Below are 16,425 nucleotides of genomic sequence, written 5' to 3'. Positions count from 1 at the left end.
GGCCATCAACTAATAAAATAATAAAATTAAAACACCCTTGCTTGCAGTAATAAAGTGAAAGGGTGTTTTAATTTACGTCTACAAACGAGAAAAAGCAGTTAAAATAAAGTAATAAGGTTTACTTCAGGAAAATAAGGTATATTATATTTGTTGAGTAGATTCTCTTTAGAGACAAGAAAAGTAGGTGAACAAAGTGGGAAAATATCAATTGGATTCCAAAAGTCAGGTAGCTGTGGCAAAGTTCCATGAAAAACAGAAGCCTGCCAAATTTGATAAAAAGCAGCAACTTGAAAAATTGCGTACGGAGTATTTGAAAAAGAAGCAAAAACAAACAGATAAATAATATGTTTTATTTTCCGAATTTTTTCTGTATGTAACGCAAACAAACACAAGAAAATAGGTAAGTTATTCATCATTCAAATATATACAGGCTATTTTTTCAAACCTCTTACTTATGCAACTAACGCATGCGTCAGTTCATTAAGAATAACTAAAAAAGTCGATTCCTTGAGATGAAAAAGAGTAAACAGTGCCCTTATCAGGCACTGTTTTATTTTGCCATTATAATTTCCTCCACTGATTTAGGTAAGCGATACAAGCTATTCCCCACCTCCAAAAGAATGAATCAAGTTCCTCACCGCATATATTAAACTATACCTTTTCTTAAGGAGGGCTACCTTAATGCGTACTCCTTTATCCTTTGATAAAGAAACTGCCATACTGTTAGCTTCTTGTTGTGAGTTAACGTATGAACAATATAAACAAAATGGTATTTTCGAAATACCAGATGGTTTTCAATATGTACAAGGTTTTCAAGGAAAGGCCATTCAAACAACAGAATGGTTCGGATTTATATTAGAATCTGAGGATACAATTATCGTTGCCTTCAGAGGCACTCAAACAGATCCAGATTGGATTATTGATTCTCTCGTCAATCAAAAACCTTATCCTTATGCTTTAAATGGCGGAAATGTCCATAACGGTTTTCTCTCTATTTATGAGTCTTGTCGTGATTCTATTATGGATATGCTCGTATCATTGCCAGCACATAAAAAACTGCTAGCTACTGGGCATAGTCTAGGTGGCGCGCTTGCCACATTACACATATTAGATGCACGTATAAATACTGCCTTCGCACAGTATGGACTTTATACATTCGCTTCTCCAAAAGTAGGAGATATCGCTTTTCGAAATTATTATAAACTACAAGTAGCTAGTAGCTTTCGTTTCGTCAACTTATTCGATGTCGTCCCACTTCTCCCTCCCCGAAACATAAATTTTAATGATCATGATTGGGAGTATGCACACGTCCATCACAACATGACATTTACAAAAAACACAAAATCCATTACAAATAATCATTCCATTACAACATACAAAACATGTCTGACTTCTCATTTTTAACCAGTAAACAATTGGAAATAAAATATTCGTATACTATAATAATCTATGAAGTTATTTTTGGATGAGGGGACCTTACATGTTAAAATTTATCTTCGCATTTTTCCTTATTGTAATTTTTACGGTTACAGGTTTCTTTACATTTTCATACTTTGCGACAGGAGAGTATGATGGGGCAGGTATCATATATACCACTGTTCCATTTCTTTCTTAAGCAAAATAAATAAAACGAGCTTAATTTTATTAAGCACGTTTTATTTATTAATATCCATTTCTGTTGGTAAATCGATAATATATCTCCCAATATAGCAACCTCTTTAAAACTGTTTAACTGCATTACCAATACCCCAAATTTCATTACTGTACTGCAAAATCGTTCGATCGCTCGCAAAATGACCAGACTGTGCAATATTTAAAATCGACATTTCTAGCCACTTCGTTCGGTTCTCATAAGCTCTACCGACAGCTTCTTGTCTTTCAGCATATGGACCAAAATCTCGCAGAACGAAATATTCATCATTTTGAATAACGAGAGAATCGTAAATTGCTTCAAATTCGGCTCCCGACTGTGCAAAGAAACCATTCGTTAACTGATCTACTACCTTTTTAATGTGCCCATTGTGGTGATAATAATCACTTGCACGATATCCACCATTTTGATAGTAATGAAGAACCTCTTCGGCTGTTAAACCGAAAATGAAACAGTTATCATCACCGACCCGGTCTTTTATTTCAACGTTAGCACCGTCTAGCGTTCCGAGTGTAATCGCACCATTCATCATAAATTTCATATTACCTGTTCCCGATGCTTCTTTACTCGCCGTTGAAATTTGTTCACTTACATCCGCTGCCGGGAATATATCTTCTGCTAAAGAAACTCGATAGTTTTCTAGAAAGATAACTTTCATATATTGACTGACATACGGGTCATTATTTACTTTTCTTGCGAGTTCATTTATTAATTTAATAATTTTTTTCGCGTAATAATAGCCAGGTGATGCTTTCGCTCCAAAAATAAAAGTACGCGGATAAAATGTAAAACTAGCATCCTCTTTCAAACGGTTATACAAATATAAAATATGAAGAACATTTAATAATTGTCGTTTGTAAGCATGTAATCTTTTCACTTGCACATCAAAAATAGAATTTGGATCAATGGTAATCCCCATTGTATTATGAATACGCTCCGCTAAAATCTCTTTACGCTCTTGTTTTACCTCTGCAAATTTCTCTTGGAAACTCGCATCATATTGAACTAATTGTAGCTCTTGAAGCTTAATCGGTTCTTTCTTCCACTCTGTTCCAATCGCCTCTGAAATGAGATTTGTTAACTGTGGATTTGCTTTCATAAGCCAGCGCCTATGAGCAATTCCATTCGTCTTATTATTAAACTTATCTGGATAAAATTCATAAAACAATCGCATTTCCCGCTGCTTTAATATTTCCGTATGAATTTTCGCTACACCGTTTACGCTATGGCTACCGACAATCGCTAAATGAGCCATTTTCACAAGGTCATGTGCAATAATCGCCATTGCTTCAATACGATCCCACTCATACGGATACTGTTCCCACAGTTCATGACAGAAACGTTCATTAATCTCTTCAATAATCATATAAATTCTCGGTAATAACGGTTTAAAAATGTGAATTGGCCACTTTTCGAGCGCTTCTGATAACGTCGTATGATTCGTATAAGAAATCGTCTGCGTCGTTATGTGCCAAGCTTCTTCCCATGCTAACTTTTCTTCGTCTAGTAAAATACGCATCAGTTCCGGAATTGCTAAAACCGGATGTGTATCGTTAATGTGGATCGCAATTTTTTCATGTAGTTGACGAAGGTCACCATATCTTTCTCTATGCATTCGAACGATATTTTGCAAACTTGCTGATACGAGGAAATACTGTTGTTTTAAACGAAGTATTTTTCCCTCATCATGCGTATCATCTGGATATAAAAACTCCGATACAGCCTCTGTTTCACGCTTATATTTCAAAATATCTTTGCAGTTTTGCGGGAAAGGAACTGGTTCAGCATTCCAAAGTCTAAGTGTATTTACAGTACTCGTCTCATAGCCAACTACCGGCACATCATATGGCACGGCCATAATGACTTCTGCATTTGTATGCCTAAACTCTAAACGCCCGTCAATTTCTAGCGGTTCAACATTGCCGAAATAACTTACTTCTACAGCTTGATCATGCCTTCTTACTTCCCATACGTTTTCATGAAGAAGCCACTGTTCTGGAAATTCGACTTGATAACCATCAACAATTTTCTGATCAAACAAACCATGTTTATAACGAATTCCACAGCCGTGTCCTGGCAAGTTTAAAGATGCAAGTGAATCGAGAAAACAGGCTGCTAAGCGTCCAAGCCCACCATTACCAAGGCCTGCATCTGCTTCCACTTCTTCTAACTCTTGTAACGAAATCCCTAGTTCAGATAACCCTTGCTCGCATACATCTCTAATACCTAAATTCAAGATGTTACTTCCAAGCAAACGTCCAAGCAAAAACTCAATAGACAAGTAATACATTTGCTTTTGCTCTCCGGATCGATAACTCTCATTCGTTGCAATCCATTGACTATTCATATACTCACGTACCATATGGCCGAGTGTATTATATTGATCACGAGTTGTAGAATCTTTAAAACTTTTACCATACATCGTCTCTAACTTTTCTAGAAAAGTTGATTTAAAACTTTCAACATGAGTAAACATTTTTTCACCACCTACATGTTATTCCATGAGACTTTTATACAATTCCTTATAAGCAAGAGCCGATTGCTCCCAGCTATAATCTTCAGTCATCGCTTGTTTTACAAGCTGCTCCCATACCGGTTTATCGTGATAGAATTCAATTGCACGATGAATCGTATGCAGCATGTCATGTGCATTAAAATTCGTGAAACTAAAACCATTTCCTTCTCCAGTTTCTTCATCATAAGAATGTACCGTATCGTTTAATCCACCTGTTTCTCTTACAATTGGAATCGTACCGTATGCTAATGCGATAAGTTGTCCAAGTCCACACGGTTCAAACAGCGATGGCATTAAGAATAAATCACTTCCTGCATACACTTGATGAGCTAATTCTTCATTAAATCCGATATAAACTTTTACCTTCTCCGGATACTCATATGCCATCCATTCAAAGAATTGCTCATATTCCGAATCACCTGATCCTAAAATAATACATTGTACATCTTCTTCCATTATTTCGCGGAATACAGTACGTACTAAATCAAGACCTTTTTGCTTCGTTAATCTCGTTACCATTGAAATAATTGGTGTATCCTCTTTTTCTGGCAAACCAAAATAACGCTGCAAGGCGCGTTTATTTTCACTCTTTTCATATAATGACTCTGCATCATACTGAGCCTTAATATACGAATCCGTTTCTGGATTATATACGCTCGTATCAATACCATTTACAATGCCGCTAAGCTTATCATTATATTTTCGCAGTAATCCATCTAACTTCTCACCGAAAAATTCATATTGAATTTCTTCTTTATATGTCGGGCTCACCGCTGTAATTTGATCCGAAGCGATAATACCGCCCTTCATAAAGTTCACATTCCCATAAAACTCTAACTGCTCACTGTGGAAATATTCATCACCAAGTTCTAACAAGTCGTACATTACTTCAGGAGGAAATACACCTTGGAACTGTAAGTTATGAATTGTATATACCGTTTTAATACGCTCATATAACGGGTTATCTTGATACTTTTCACGAAGTAAGAAATTAACCATAGCCGTATGCCAATCGTGGCTATGAAGAACATCCACTTCAAAATCAAGGTGCGGAATACACTCTAACACCGCTTTTGAGAAATAAGAAAAACGCTCTCCGTCATCATAATGACCATACAGAGAATCTCTCTTAAAATAATATTCATTATCTATTAAGTAATACGTAATTCCGTCTTGCTCACCTTTTAAAATTCCACAATATTGATTTCTCCACCCAAGCGGGACGTTAATTACTTTATGTAACGTACATCCATCTCTTAACTTTTGCGGAATGAGGCTATAATTCGGAAGTATAATACGAACGTCCACTCCTAATTTTTTCAGCTCTTTTGGGAGCGCACCCGCTACATCAGCTAATCCTCCCGATTTCACAAACGGTACACATTCTGATACTGCAAATAAAATATTCACTTGTTGTCCCACTGCGCGAAAAGTTTTTATTACTCCTCTTGCAGCTTCCTCCCTTCGAGTTTTCATTTGAATTAAAACTTTAATCAGTGGAGGAAAAAGCCCCCACTGATTCTTTTAAGAATAACTATTAATCGTACTGTTTTGTACGCTTCCTTTTTCTACAACATACGGCCCATCGGCGTTTCCTTTTAATACGACACCGTCACCAATTTTCACATCTTTATCAATAATAACACCATCTATTATACAGTTATCTCCAATTTGGCTCTTTTGCATAATAATACTGTTACGAATAATTGAACCTTTTCCAATTTTAACTGAACGAGAAACAACACTGTTTTCGACTTCCCCTTCAATAATACTACCGTTTGCAATCATTGTATTTTTCACGACTGCACCCTTTAAATAACGAGTTGGTGGCTCATCTTTTACTTTCGTAAAGATCGGTGCTTCTTTCTTAAATAATTGCTTCCAAATAGCAGGTTGCAAAATTTCTAAGCTATGTTTATAGTAACTTTCAATCGAGTCAATAATTGCTACATATCCAGTATGTTCATATGTAGCAATGTGTAATGATTTCCCGCGCTTTTCTCTCACTACATCAAATAAACTGTATTGTTCCAGATCTTTATATGACTCAAATAAGTCTAACAATAATTGTTTCTTTAACACATATGTTTGAAGTGAAACCCCTTCATGGCAAACTTCCGTAATATCAGCTGCCGTATGTATATGTCGCTCTAACACCGCTTGAAAATTTAATGCTGTTACGAGATGGCTATTCGTAATAACAACGTACTCTTCTCTGCTTCTTAGAAAATAATCAATATGTCTTCTAAAGTGTGCAAAAGACCCAAATTCATCTTGGTCACATTGGCAGTTTGGCGGGAATAAAAATAGTCCGTCTCGTTTTCTATCTAAATCCCACTGTTTTCCTGAACCAACATGGTCCATTAACGAACGATTTTTATGGCTTGTAAAAACTGCCACACTATGAATACTAGAATTCACCATATTTGAAAGCATGAAATCAATGAGTCGATAACGGCCCCCAAACGGTAACGCCGCTAGTGAACGATGCCCTGTTACTTTCTTTAAGGAAGGAAAACTTCCCGTTGCATTAATAATTCCTAACATTTTTTCTCCCATTCATTTCATCCCCCTTTTCTATTTCCCTTCAGCAATTAATACTACATCGTCAACATTCTTTTCTGGACGAATGATTGTTCCATCCTCGATAACCATTTCTGATCCAACAATCGCTCTTTCAATCACAACATTTTTACCAATCTTAGCCCCTGGCATAACGACAGAATCAATCACCATACTTCCTTCTTCCACCGTCACTCCTTGGAATAACACAGAATGCTTCACGTCCCCTTCAATGACGCACCCTTCGTTAATAAGCGATTCTTCTACTTTCGCCTTTTCAGCAATATATTGAGGCGGTTCGTTTGGATTGACAGAGTAAATACGCCAATTACGATCGTTTAAATTCAGTGATGTTTCATCGCGAAGCAAATCCATATTCGCTTCCCATAAGCTCTTCACCGTTCCAACATCTTTCCAATATCCTTCAAACGGATACGCCATTAGCTTCTTCCCTTCATCCAATAAAAGGGGAAGTACGTCTTTTCCAAAATCGTTACTAGATTCAGGGTTTCTTGCATCCATCTCTAAATACTCTTTCAAAATTGACCAATTAAAAATATAGATTCCCATTGATGCAAGATTACTTCTTGGAAATTGTGGTTTCTCTTCAAACTCAACAATCTCCATTTCTTCATTTGTATTCATAATGCCAAAGCGACTCGCTTCATCCCAAGGTACTTCAATAACAGAAATGGATACGTCCGATTCTTTCTGAATATGGTAATCTAGCATCTTACTGTAATCCATTTTATAAATATGGTCGCCTGATAAAATGAGAACATACTCCGGTTCATACTGACTTAAATAGTTTAAGTTTTGATAAATGGCACTTGCCGTACCTGTATACCACTTAACCCCTGAAGACTCCGCATAAGGAGGTAAGACTGTGACCCCACCGTTTACTCGGTCTAAATCCCACGCATTTCCGATTCCGATATAATTATGAAGTTCGAGTGGTTGATATTGCGTTAAAATCCCAACCGTTTCAATACCAGAATTCGCACAGTTACTTAGCGTAAAATCAATAATGCGATATTTACCACCAAATGGAACAGCTGGCTTGGCTAAATTCTTTGTTAATGCACTTAAACGACTACCTTTTCCCCCTGCTAGTAACATTGCTACGCACTTTTGTTTTTGAGCCATCTTGTTTTTTGCTCCCCTTTCTCGTCTTCACTGGTCGTAATATGGATACGCCAAATGGTGGAATTGTAATCTCTACATGTGCTGCTTGATTATGGTACGGTTCTAGAATCGTCTTAAGACGTTTCTTATTCACTTGTCCCGAACCGCCATATTGCTGTGCATCACTGTTTAAAATCTCGTTATAATACTCGAAATCTGGTACACCTACTTTATAGTTTTCATATGTAGCTTTCGTAAAATTACATACGATAACTAACGCATCTTCTTGTTTATCCCCTTGGCGGATAAACGAGAAAATACTTTGCTCGTTATTATTAGCATCAATCCACTGAAAACCTTCAGGCGAATGATCAAGCTGCCAAAGTGGTTTTGAGCGCTTATACAATGCTATGAGCTCTTTAAAGTAATCATGCATATAACGATGCATTTCAAAATCATGTAAATTCCAATCTAAATCTTCAAGGTCTTTCCACTCATCAAACTGCCCGAATTCTCCTCCCATGAAAAGTAATTTCTTTCCTGGGTGAGTAAAGAAATATCCATATAATAAACGAAGCTGAGCAAACTTATCCCAGTAATCACCTGGCATTTTATTTAATAACGACTTTTTCCCATGAACGACTTCATCATGAGAAAGGGGTAATATGAAGTTTTCAGAGTAAGCATATAGTAAAGAGAACGTCATTTTCTCATGAATATATTTTCTGTACTCTGGCGCACACTCCATATATTTCAGCACGTCATTCATCCAGCCCATATTCCATTTGTAATTGAATCCAAGCCCACCTTCATACGTTGGTGCTGTTACAAGTGGCCAAGCTGTTGAATCCTCTGCCGTCATAAGAAAATCTTCATCCTCTGCAAACACTGCTTCATTTAACTCCCTTAAAAATGACACAGCGTACTCATTACTTTGCTCTTGTCCTTCTTTATTCCAGTACAACATGTTCGCAACTGCATCTACTCTGAAACCATCAATATGGAAATATCTCATCCAAAATAACGCATTTGAAATTAAGAAATTACGTACCTCTCTCTTTCCTAAATCAAAATTGACAGTTCCCCATACTAGATTTTCTTGTACATCTTTATCTTTATATTCATAGGTCGGTGTGCCATCAAACAAATATAAACCGTGAGCATCTTTACAAAAATGCCCCGGTACCCAATCTAAAATGACACCGATTCCATATTTATGACATTCGTCGACAAAATACATTAAATCATGCGGTGTACCAAATCTACTCGTCGCTGCATAATATCCCGTTCCTTGATATCCCCAAGAACGATCATATGGATGCTCAACAAGCGGCATAATTTCAATATGTGTAAATTGATGTTCCACCACATACGGAATGAGTTCTTCTGCCATTTCCCTGTAAGAATATAGTGTTCCATCTTCTTTCTTTTTCCAAGAACCAAAATGTAATTCATAAACTGTCATCGCTTCTTTATAAATCGGTTTTTTCTTTTTCTTACGATTCCAGTTTTTATCATTCCATTCATATCCTTTTATATCAAAAACTACAGATGCCGTATTCGGTCTTACTTCTGCATATATAGCATACGGATCTGCCTTTAAAATGACGTCACCAGCCAACGTTTCAATCGCATATTTATATATTTCTCCTTCTTCAATATGCGGTATAAATAAGGACCAAATCCCTTCTTCTGTCACTTGTAGCATCTTATGTTGCTCATAATCCCACTCATTAAAATCTCCAACAACACTCATTGCTTTCGCATGAGGAGCCCAGACTGTAAATCGTACCCCTTGAATCTCATCTTCCGTCACAACATGTGCGCCAAAGATGTTATAACTTTCATAGTACTTTTCTGTATGAAACTCATCTCGTTTCACTTCTTCACAATTTATTACACTCAATATGCTCACCTCACTTAGATGACAGAATTTTTTATACTTTAACTATTTCTGCGAAAAACTGCAATATCCTTGTTAATTTATAAAAAACATTCGTTTTTTTCTTAAAAATGTTAGTTTTTCTTCACATTTCCGTGTAAAATATCGAATTTTGACGAATATTCATTGAAAACGCTTTATTATTCTTCTATATTTTTACCAATTATTTTTTCTCAACCTTTATTTTATTATGTTTATCCTATTTTTCATGCTATTTTCCACTCAAAATCAAAACAAAATAATCTGTCATAAAAAAATGTTTCTCAATATTTTTTGTCACAATGTTATTGAAATGCGAAATTTAATCCTGCTTTTGAAAAGCTACTTTCCGAAAAAGGAGTAACTGCAAAAGTAAATGAACCGAAATTAGAGGCAGGTTCTGTTACAGTTGGCGGCGCTATCGATGACAAAAACTTTGCTGGATTAGATGGTGATTTCCCGTTCATTGATGTAACTTTCAAAGTAGAAAATGATGAATTTTATGAAGCAAACGCTCAATTAGAGTCACCAATTTTTGTTTACTGGAAACAAGGTGAATCAGAACCAAATAGAATGCGTGTACTTCAAGATCAAACATTCTCAGTTATGTCCTTAAACTCACTAGTAGAAGGAAATATTAAACCTGGTGCGTTCTTAAATGAACGCGAATATTTAGATGAAAAGTTCGATTATACAAAGCTTGGCGTAAAAGTATATGCGACTGATTCTTACCGTCATAAGTTTGAAGGCTCACTAGATAAATACGGATACTTCAAACTAAATGGACTTCCAGTTAATAAACGCGACTATAACTTATATGTAGAGGTGACAGGACATTTAACAAACCGCCTAACAACGAAACTTGGTACTGAAAAAGACGGTAAGCTGCTTGGCCAATATTATTATGCAAGACCTGACGAAAACCTTGCCGGCGATGTAAATGCTGATAAAGTAATCGATATTAAAGATGCTGAAATTATCGCTAGCAACTATGGTAAAAAAGGACTAACTGTAAAAGACGGAGACCTTAATAAAGATGGTATTGTCGACGAAAAAGATATTCGCTTCGTTGAAAGGAACTTCTTGAAAAAAGGTCCAGATGCATCTAAATCACAAACACCTGTAGAAAAATCCAAAAGCGGTACACTGGCAGATATTTTAAAGAAATTAGGATTAACACCTAAAAAATAATAAAATGAAACTTTAATCAGTGGGTTTTTACTGCCCGGCAAATAGCGGAATAATAAAGAGCACTCTACGTAAAATAGAGTGCTCTTTTCTATAAACGACCCTTATCCAGCAAAAGGGGTATATTGGGGATATACAAGGGAAACCGGAAAAGGAATTTATATTAAATTATATAAGTTCAGAGGTAAGAAGCAGTTTCCCACCTCTGAATTATTTAGCAATTATTATAGTACTGGTGCCATTGTTTCTTTTAATACTTTTACAGAATGAGCGAACTTCACTTTTTCCTCTTCATTTAGCTCAAGTTCTACGATTTCACGTACACCTTCGCGGTTAATTACAGCTGGAACACCTACGTAAGCATCTTTCTCGCCGTATTGACCTTCAAGGTATGCAGATACAGTTAATACGCTGTTCTCGTTGTTTAAGATTGCTTTAGTTACACGAAGTAGTGACATACCGATTCCGTAGTAAGTTGCACCTTTACGCTCGATGATATGGTAAGCTGCATCACGTACGTTTTCGAAGATTTTGTCTAAGTCTTCTTGTTTGTACTGTTCGTTGTTAGCTAAGATTGTTTCTAATTTTTGTACACCGATAGTAGCGTGGCTCCATACTGGAAGTTCAGTGTCACCGTGTTCACCAACGATGTAAGCATGAACGTTACGTGGATCTACATCTAAGTAGTCACCTAACATGTAACGGAAACGAGCAGAGTCTAAAGTAGTACCAGAACCGATTACGCGCTCTTTCGGTAAACCAGATTCTTTCCAAGTTACGTAAGTTAAAATATCAACTGGATTAGTTGCGATTAAGAAGATTCCATCGAATCCGCTATCCATAATGCCGCGAACGATTTGTTTAAAGATCTTTGTATTTTTCTCAACTAAGTCTAAACGAGTTTCACCTGGCTTTTGTGGTAACCCAGCAGTGATAACAACTAAATCTGCATCTTTACAATCTGCATAGCTACCGCTCCAAACTTTTGTTGGTGATGGAGAGAATGGTACCGCATGGCTTAAGTCCATTGCTTCCCCTTCTGCTTTTGCTTCATTAACATCTACTAATACGAATTCTTCAGCTACACCTTGGTTAATCATTGAGTAAGCGTAACTACAACCTACAGCTCCTGTTCCTACTAATACTACACGATTGATACCTTTTTTCATGGTAATTTCCCCTCTCTATTGTTCACATATATTTTTTTATGATTGTTTAAGTAATTAATTAAAATACTAATTTAATGTTGTTTAACTTCTTTACATTCATATTGTAGCACGTATTATTGTGAATTACTTCACAAATTATGACCTATTTGTGAACTTTTTCACATAGAGTGTAAAGTTATTGGAATAGGTGTGGAATCCATTTCAATGGAGGCGTTTTCTTTAGATTGTGAAAGGGTTTTTCTTGTGGTTTTCATCGGTAAGTGAAATTATATCGGCGATTTTTAGAATATATCGACCGTAACTCCAAATATATCAGCGATTATTAAAATTTATCGATCGTAACTCAAATTATATCAGCGATTTTTGCAATATATCGATTTACCGACAAAACTCGACAATACTGACAACATAAAAAAGCTGTCTTCAGTAGATCACACCTGTTGAGAGAAAGCAGCTTCTTCTATATATTATTTATTTTCATCCGTTTCTCCAAGTGTAGGAGGCTACAGCCATACAGCTGGGGTAAAAGTTCAACTTGAGGTATCATTTTAGATAGATAATTCCTTCATATCCATACAGGTCCAAATAAATAACATGATTGTATTTACCGCTCTATATACCCAACTGCAACAGCCCATACTTCATATTTCTTCTATGCATAAAAAAGCAGACTATCCAAAGTTCACTTTTATACAACAAAAAAGAGATAGCAGATTATGCTATCTCTTTTAGTATGACCCGTACGGGATTCGAACCCGTGTTACCGCCGTGAAAGGGCGGTGTCTTAACCACTTGACCAACGGGCCAGTTCTGGCAGAGAAGAAGGGATTCGAACCCTCGCACCGCGTTCGCGATCTACTCCCTTAGCAGGGGAGCCCCTTGAGCCACTTGGGTACTTCTCTATAAATATGGCTCCGCAGGTAGGACTCGAACCTACGACCGATCGGTTAACAGCCGATAGCTCTACCACTGAGCTACTGCGGAACAATTATGGTGGGCCTAAATGGACTCGAACCATCGACCTCACGCTTATCAGGCGTGCGCTCTAACCAGCTGAGCTATAGGCCCATAATTAAAAAGCGGGTGAAGAGAATCGAACTCTCGACCAGAGCTTGGAAGGCTCTTGTTTTACCACTAAACTACACCCGCATTAAATTGTAAATGGTGAGCCATGAAGGACTCGAACCTTCGACCCTCTGATTAAAAGTCAGATGCTCTACCAACTGAGCTAATGGCTCATTTTGAAAGTGGTGCCGACTAGAGGACTTGAACCCCCAACCTACTGATTACAAGTCAGTTGCTCTACCAATTGAGCTAAGTCGGCTCGTGATTTCAAAATGGTGGCTCGGGACGGAATCGAACCGCCGACACGAGGATTTTCAGTCCTCTGCTCTACCGACTGAGCTACCGAGCCTTTATGTAAAAAATGGCGGTCCCGACCGGGGTCGAACCGGCGATCTCCTGCGTGACAGGCAGGCATGTTAACCACTACACCACGGGACCATTTGGTTGCGGGGACAGGATTTGAACCTGCGACCTTCGGGTTATGAGCCCGACGAGCTACCGTGCTGCTCCACCCCGCGATGATAAAATATTCACTTTAGAAAAAATGGAGGAGGTAGAGGGATTCGAACCCCCGCGCGACTCTCGCCGCCTGTCGGTTTTCAAGACCGATCCCTTCAGCCGAACTTGGGTATACCTCCGAGATATATACGTCTAATGGTGGACCTTGTAGGACTCGAACCTACGACCGGACGGTTATGAGCCGTCTGCTCTAACCAGCTGAGCTAAAGGTCCTTTATGGTAGCGGCGGAGGGGATCGAACCCCCGACCTCACGGGTATGAACCGTACGCTCTAGCCAGCTGAGCTACACCGCCATAAATGATATTAATATAAGTGGAGCCTAGCGGGATCGAACCGCTGACCTCCTGCGTGCAAGGCAGGCGCTCTCCCAGCTGAGCTAAGGCCCCATGTTTTTAGGAATATCGGGAAGACAGGATTTGAACCTGCGACCCCCTGGTCCCAAACCAGGTGCTCTACCAAGCTGAGCCACTTCCCGTTAATAAAAGCGCGCCCGAGAGGAGTCGAACCCCTAACCTCTTGATCCGTAGTCAAACGCTCTATCCAATTGAGCTACGGGCGCATATGGTGCCGAGGGCGGGGGTCGAACCCGCACGGTGGTCACCCACCGCAGGATTTTAAGTCCTGTGCGTCTGCCTGTTCCGCCACCCCGGCATGTCATATTGAAAATTGGAGCGGAAGACGGGATTCGAACCCGCGACCCCAACCTTGGCAAGGTTGTATTCTACCACTGAACTACTTCCGCAAGACATGTATGAGTTATTTAATTAAAAGTGCGGGTGAAGGGAGTCGAACCCCCACGCCAAAGGCGCCAGATCCTAAGTCTGGTGCGTCTGCCAATTCCGCCACACCCGCATATTAATTTATTTAAGAAAAATGGGGCGACTGATGGGAATCGAACCCACGAATGCCGGAGCCACAATCCGGTGCGTTAACCACTTCGCCACAACCGCCATGATTTCTGGTGCCGACTAGAGGACTTGAACCCCCAACCTACTGATTACAAGTCAGTTGCTCTACCAATTGAGCTAAGTCGGCTAAATGGTGGATGATGACGGGATCGAACCGCCGACCCCCTGCTTGTAAGGCAGGTGCTCTCCCAGCTGAGCTAATCCTCCATTTGCCTGGCAACGTCCTACTCTCACAGGGACAAGGTCCCAACTACCATCGGCGCTAGAGAGCTTAACTTCCGTGTTCGGTATGGGAACGGGTGTGACCTCTCTGCCATCATTACCAGACTGTATTCATTTAAGACAAGAATTATTGTAACTCATTCACTTTTGAAAGTCAACAAGTTTTTTATATTCTTTCAAAACTAGATAACATTGCTTCATATTATATGGTTAAGTCCTCGATCTATTAGTATTCGTCAGCTCCACATGTCACCATGCTTCCACCTCGAACCTATCAACCTGATCATCTTTCAGGGATCTTACTAGCTTACGCTATGGGAAATCTCATCTTGAGGGGGGCTTCATGCTTAGATGCTTTCAGCACTTATCCCTTCCGCACATAGCTACCCAGCTATGCCCTTGGCAGAACAACTGGTACACCAGCGGTGCGTCCATCCCGGTCCTCTCGTACTAAGGACAGCTCCTCTCAAATTTCCTACGCCCACGACGGATAGGGACCGAACTGTCTCACGACGTTCTGAACCCAGCTCGCGTACCGCTTTAATGGGCGAACAGCCCAACCCTTGGGACCGACTACAGCCCCAGGATGCGATGAGCCGACATCGAGGTGCCAAACCTCCCCGTCGATGTGGACTCTTGGGGGAGATAAGCCTGTTATCCCCGGGGTAGCTTTTATCCGTTGAGCGATGGCCCTTCCATGCGGAACCACCGGATCACTAAGCCCGACTTTCGTCCCTGCTCGACTTGTAGGTCTCGCAGTCAAGCTCCCTTATGCCTTTGCACTCTACGAATGATTTCCAACCATTCTGAGGGAACCTTTGGGCGCCTCCGTTACACTTTAGGAGGCGACCGCCCCAGTCAAACTGCCCACCTGACACTGTCTCCCGGGTCGATAAGACCCGTAGGTTAGAATTTCAATACAGTCAGGGCGGTATCCCACCAGCGCCTCCACCGAAGCTAGCGCTCCGGTTTCAATGGCTCCCGCCTATCCTGTACAAACTGTACCAAAATTCAATATCAGGCTACAGTAAAGCTCCACGGGGTCTTTCCGTCCTGTCGCGGGTAACCTGCATCTTCACAGGTACTATAATTTCACCGAGTCTCTGGTTGAGACAGTGCCCAAATCGTTACACCTTTCGTGCGGGTCGGAACTTACCCGACAAGGAATTTCGCTACCTTAGGACCGTTATAGTTACGGCCGCCGTTTACTGGGGCTTCAGTTCAGAGCTTCGCTTACGCTAACCCCTCTCCTTAACCTTCCAGCACCGGGCAGGTGTCACCCCCTATACTTCGCCTTACGGCTTCGCAGAGAGCTGTGTTTTTGCTAAACAGTCGCTTGGGCCTATTCACTGCGGCTTTCCGTTAAGAAAGCACCCCTTCTCCCGAAGTTACGGGGTCATTTTGCCGAGTTCCTTAACCAGAGTTCTCTCGCACACCTTAGGATTCTCTCCTCGCCTACCTGTGTCGGTTTGCGGTACAGGCACCTTTTATCTCGCTAGAAGCTTTTCTTGGCAGCGGGGAATCAAAGACTTCGCTCCATAAGGAGCTTCCCCATCACAGCTCAGCCTTTATGATAAGC

At 39.7% G+C, this 16,425-nt stretch carries 9 protein-coding genes, 22 tRNA genes, 2 rRNA genes and 1 pseudogene (1 of these 34 only partly in view); 4 read left to right on the top strand and 30 right to left on the bottom strand.

Going from position 1 to position 16,425, the window contains the following annotated elements:
• Positions 1-193 precede the first annotated feature (193 nt).
• From QCI79_RS17320 to QCI79_RS17310, 3 genes are all read left to right on the top strand, one after another.
• The gene (locus QCI79_RS17320) at positions 194-343 is read left to right on the top strand and encodes a hypothetical protein (protein WP_000521639.1); all 150 of its coding nucleotides are present in this window, start codon (positions 194-196) and stop codon (positions 341-343) included.
• Positions 344-681: 338 nt separating this feature from the next.
• Positions 682-1,404: a lipase family protein gene (locus tag QCI79_RS17315; protein ID WP_001260134.1), complete on the top strand. Its 723-nt coding sequence runs from the start codon at positions 682-684 to the stop codon at positions 1,402-1,404.
• A 76-nt stretch (positions 1,405-1,480) separates the two neighbouring features.
• A complete protein-coding gene (locus QCI79_RS17310) occupies positions 1,481-1,615 on the top strand; it encodes a hypothetical protein (RefSeq protein WP_000911065.1) in 135 nt (44 codons plus the stop codon).
• Positions 1,616-1,718: 103 nt separating this feature from the next.
• Here QCI79_RS17310 and glgP read toward each other — a convergent pair whose 3' ends face one another.
• The 5 genes from glgP to glgB all read right to left on the bottom strand — a co-directional run bounded on the left by glgP (position 1,719) and on the right by glgB (position 9,759).
• On the bottom strand, positions 1,719-4,127 hold the full coding sequence (gene glgP / locus QCI79_RS17305; protein ID WP_000494096.1) for a glycogen phosphorylase: 2,409 nt from the start codon (positions 4,125-4,127) through the stop codon (positions 1,719-1,721).
• An 18-nt stretch (positions 4,128-4,145) separates the two neighbouring features.
• Positions 4,146-5,576 carry a glycogen synthase GlgA gene (gene glgA / locus QCI79_RS17300; protein WP_023901191.1) on the bottom strand — a complete coding sequence of 477 codons (1,431 nt, stop codon included), beginning with the start codon at positions 5,574-5,576 and terminating at the stop codon, positions 4,146-4,148.
• 114 nt (positions 5,577-5,690) lie between these two features.
• Entirely contained in the window at positions 5,691-6,725 is a 1,035-nt protein-coding gene (glgD, locus tag QCI79_RS17295; RefSeq protein ID WP_000504161.1) for a glucose-1-phosphate adenylyltransferase subunit GlgD, read from the bottom strand.
• Positions 6,726-6,743: 18 nt separating this feature from the next.
• A complete protein-coding gene (gene glgC / locus QCI79_RS17290) occupies positions 6,744-7,874 on the bottom strand; it encodes a glucose-1-phosphate adenylyltransferase (protein ID WP_000057606.1) in 1,131 nt (376 codons plus the stop codon).
• Positions 7,822-9,759, bottom strand: coding sequence for a 1,4-alpha-glucan branching protein GlgB (gene glgB / locus QCI79_RS17285; protein WP_000111398.1), 1,938 nt, complete (start codon positions 9,757-9,759; stop codon positions 7,822-7,824). Before glgB ends, glgC begins: the two co-directional genes overlap by 53 nt.
• Positions 9,760-10,086: 327 nt before the next feature.
• Between glgB and QCI79_RS17280 the strand changes: the two are divergent.
• Positions 10,087-10,965, top strand: a pseudogene (locus tag QCI79_RS17280) (dockerin type I domain-containing protein); the annotation flags it as partial.
• Positions 10,966-11,186: 221 nt separating this feature from the next.
• Here the strand turns inward: QCI79_RS17280 and QCI79_RS17275 are convergent.
• From QCI79_RS17275 to QCI79_RS17155, 25 genes are all read right to left on the bottom strand, one after another.
• Entirely contained in the window at positions 11,187-12,131 is a 945-nt protein-coding gene (locus tag QCI79_RS17275) for an L-lactate dehydrogenase (protein ID WP_000715340.1), read from the bottom strand.
• Between the two features lie 734 nt (positions 12,132-12,865).
• Positions 12,866-12,937: transfer RNA gene (locus QCI79_RS17270), tRNA-Glu, on the bottom strand.
• Between the two features lie 5 nt (positions 12,938-12,942).
• Positions 12,943-13,033: transfer RNA gene (locus QCI79_RS17265), tRNA-Ser, on the bottom strand.
• A gap of 7 nt (positions 13,034-13,040) precedes the next feature.
• Positions 13,041-13,115: transfer RNA gene (locus QCI79_RS17260), tRNA-Asn, on the bottom strand.
• 7 nt (positions 13,116-13,122) lie between these two features.
• Positions 13,123-13,199, bottom strand: a tRNA-Ile gene (locus QCI79_RS17255).
• Between the two features lie 10 nt (positions 13,200-13,209).
• A tRNA-Gly gene (locus QCI79_RS17250) sits at positions 13,210-13,280 on the bottom strand.
• A 13-nt stretch (positions 13,281-13,293) separates the two neighbouring features.
• Positions 13,294-13,369: transfer RNA gene (locus QCI79_RS17245), tRNA-Lys, on the bottom strand.
• Between the two features lie 10 nt (positions 13,370-13,379).
• Positions 13,380-13,455 (bottom strand) — tRNA-Thr (locus QCI79_RS17240).
• Between the two features lie 14 nt (positions 13,456-13,469).
• Positions 13,470-13,545 (bottom strand) — tRNA-Phe (locus QCI79_RS17235).
• A 13-nt stretch (positions 13,546-13,558) separates the two neighbouring features.
• Positions 13,559-13,634: transfer RNA gene (locus QCI79_RS17230), tRNA-Asp, on the bottom strand.
• 3 nt (positions 13,635-13,637) lie between these two features.
• Positions 13,638-13,714: transfer RNA gene (locus QCI79_RS17225), tRNA-Met, on the bottom strand.
• 27 nt (positions 13,715-13,741) lie between these two features.
• Positions 13,742-13,834, bottom strand: a tRNA-Ser gene (locus tag QCI79_RS17220).
• Positions 13,835-13,851: 17 nt separating this feature from the next.
• Positions 13,852-13,928 (bottom strand) — tRNA-Ile (locus tag QCI79_RS17215).
• Positions 13,929-13,932: 4 nt separating this feature from the next.
• A tRNA-Met gene (locus tag QCI79_RS17210) sits at positions 13,933-14,009 on the bottom strand.
• 20 nt (positions 14,010-14,029) lie between these two features.
• A tRNA-Ala gene (locus tag QCI79_RS17205) sits at positions 14,030-14,102 on the bottom strand.
• A gap of 15 nt (positions 14,103-14,117) precedes the next feature.
• Positions 14,118-14,191: transfer RNA gene (locus QCI79_RS17200), tRNA-Pro, on the bottom strand.
• A 10-nt stretch (positions 14,192-14,201) separates the two neighbouring features.
• A tRNA-Arg gene (locus tag QCI79_RS17195) sits at positions 14,202-14,275 on the bottom strand.
• Positions 14,276-14,278: 3 nt separating this feature from the next.
• A tRNA-Leu gene (locus QCI79_RS17190) sits at positions 14,279-14,367 on the bottom strand.
• A gap of 16 nt (positions 14,368-14,383) precedes the next feature.
• Positions 14,384-14,458: transfer RNA gene (locus tag QCI79_RS17185), tRNA-Gly, on the bottom strand.
• Positions 14,459-14,487: 29 nt separating this feature from the next.
• A tRNA-Leu gene (locus QCI79_RS17180) sits at positions 14,488-14,568 on the bottom strand.
• Positions 14,569-14,590: 22 nt separating this feature from the next.
• Positions 14,591-14,666, bottom strand: a tRNA-His gene (locus QCI79_RS17175).
• 9 nt (positions 14,667-14,675) lie between these two features.
• Positions 14,676-14,751, bottom strand: a tRNA-Thr gene (locus QCI79_RS17170).
• Between the two features lie 4 nt (positions 14,752-14,755).
• Positions 14,756-14,831, bottom strand: a tRNA-Val gene (locus QCI79_RS17165).
• A 4-nt stretch (positions 14,832-14,835) separates the two neighbouring features.
• A 5S ribosomal RNA gene (rrf, locus tag QCI79_RS17160) occupies positions 14,836-14,951 on the bottom strand.
• A 101-nt stretch (positions 14,952-15,052) separates the two neighbouring features.
• A 23S ribosomal RNA gene (locus QCI79_RS17155) occupies positions 15,053-16,425 on the bottom strand; it runs 1,549 nt beyond the window's last position.

Source organism: Bacillus cereus group sp. MG1, from assembly GCF_040460035.1.
GTDB classification, from domain to species: domain Bacteria; phylum Bacillota; class Bacilli; order Bacillales; family Bacillaceae_G; genus Bacillus_A; species Bacillus_A cereus.
This window is presented reverse-complemented; position numbering and strand designations above follow the sequence as displayed.

Excerpts from the sequence above, each read along its gene's own strand:
- QCI79_RS17315 (WP_001260134.1), top strand. The coding sequence starts at position 682 with ATGCGTACTCCTTTATCCTTTGATAAAGAAACTGCCATACTGTTAGCT.
- QCI79_RS17310 (WP_000911065.1), top strand. The coding sequence starts at position 1,481 with ATGTTAAAATTTATCTTCGCATTTTTCCTTATTGTAATTTTTACGGTT.
- glgP (WP_000494096.1), bottom strand. The coding sequence starts at position 4,127 with ATGTTTACTCATGTTGAAAGTTTTAAATCAACTTTTCTAGAAAAGTTA.
- glgD (WP_000504161.1), bottom strand. The coding sequence starts at position 6,725 with ATGGGAGAAAAAATGTTAGGAATTATTAATGCAACGGGAAGTTTTCCT.
- glgC (WP_000057606.1), bottom strand. The coding sequence starts at position 7,874 with ATGGCTCAAAAACAAAAGTGCGTAGCAATGTTACTAGCAGGGGGAAAA.
- QCI79_RS17275 (WP_000715340.1), bottom strand. The coding sequence starts at position 12,131 with ATGAAAAAAGGTATCAATCGTGTAGTATTAGTAGGAACAGGAGCTGTA.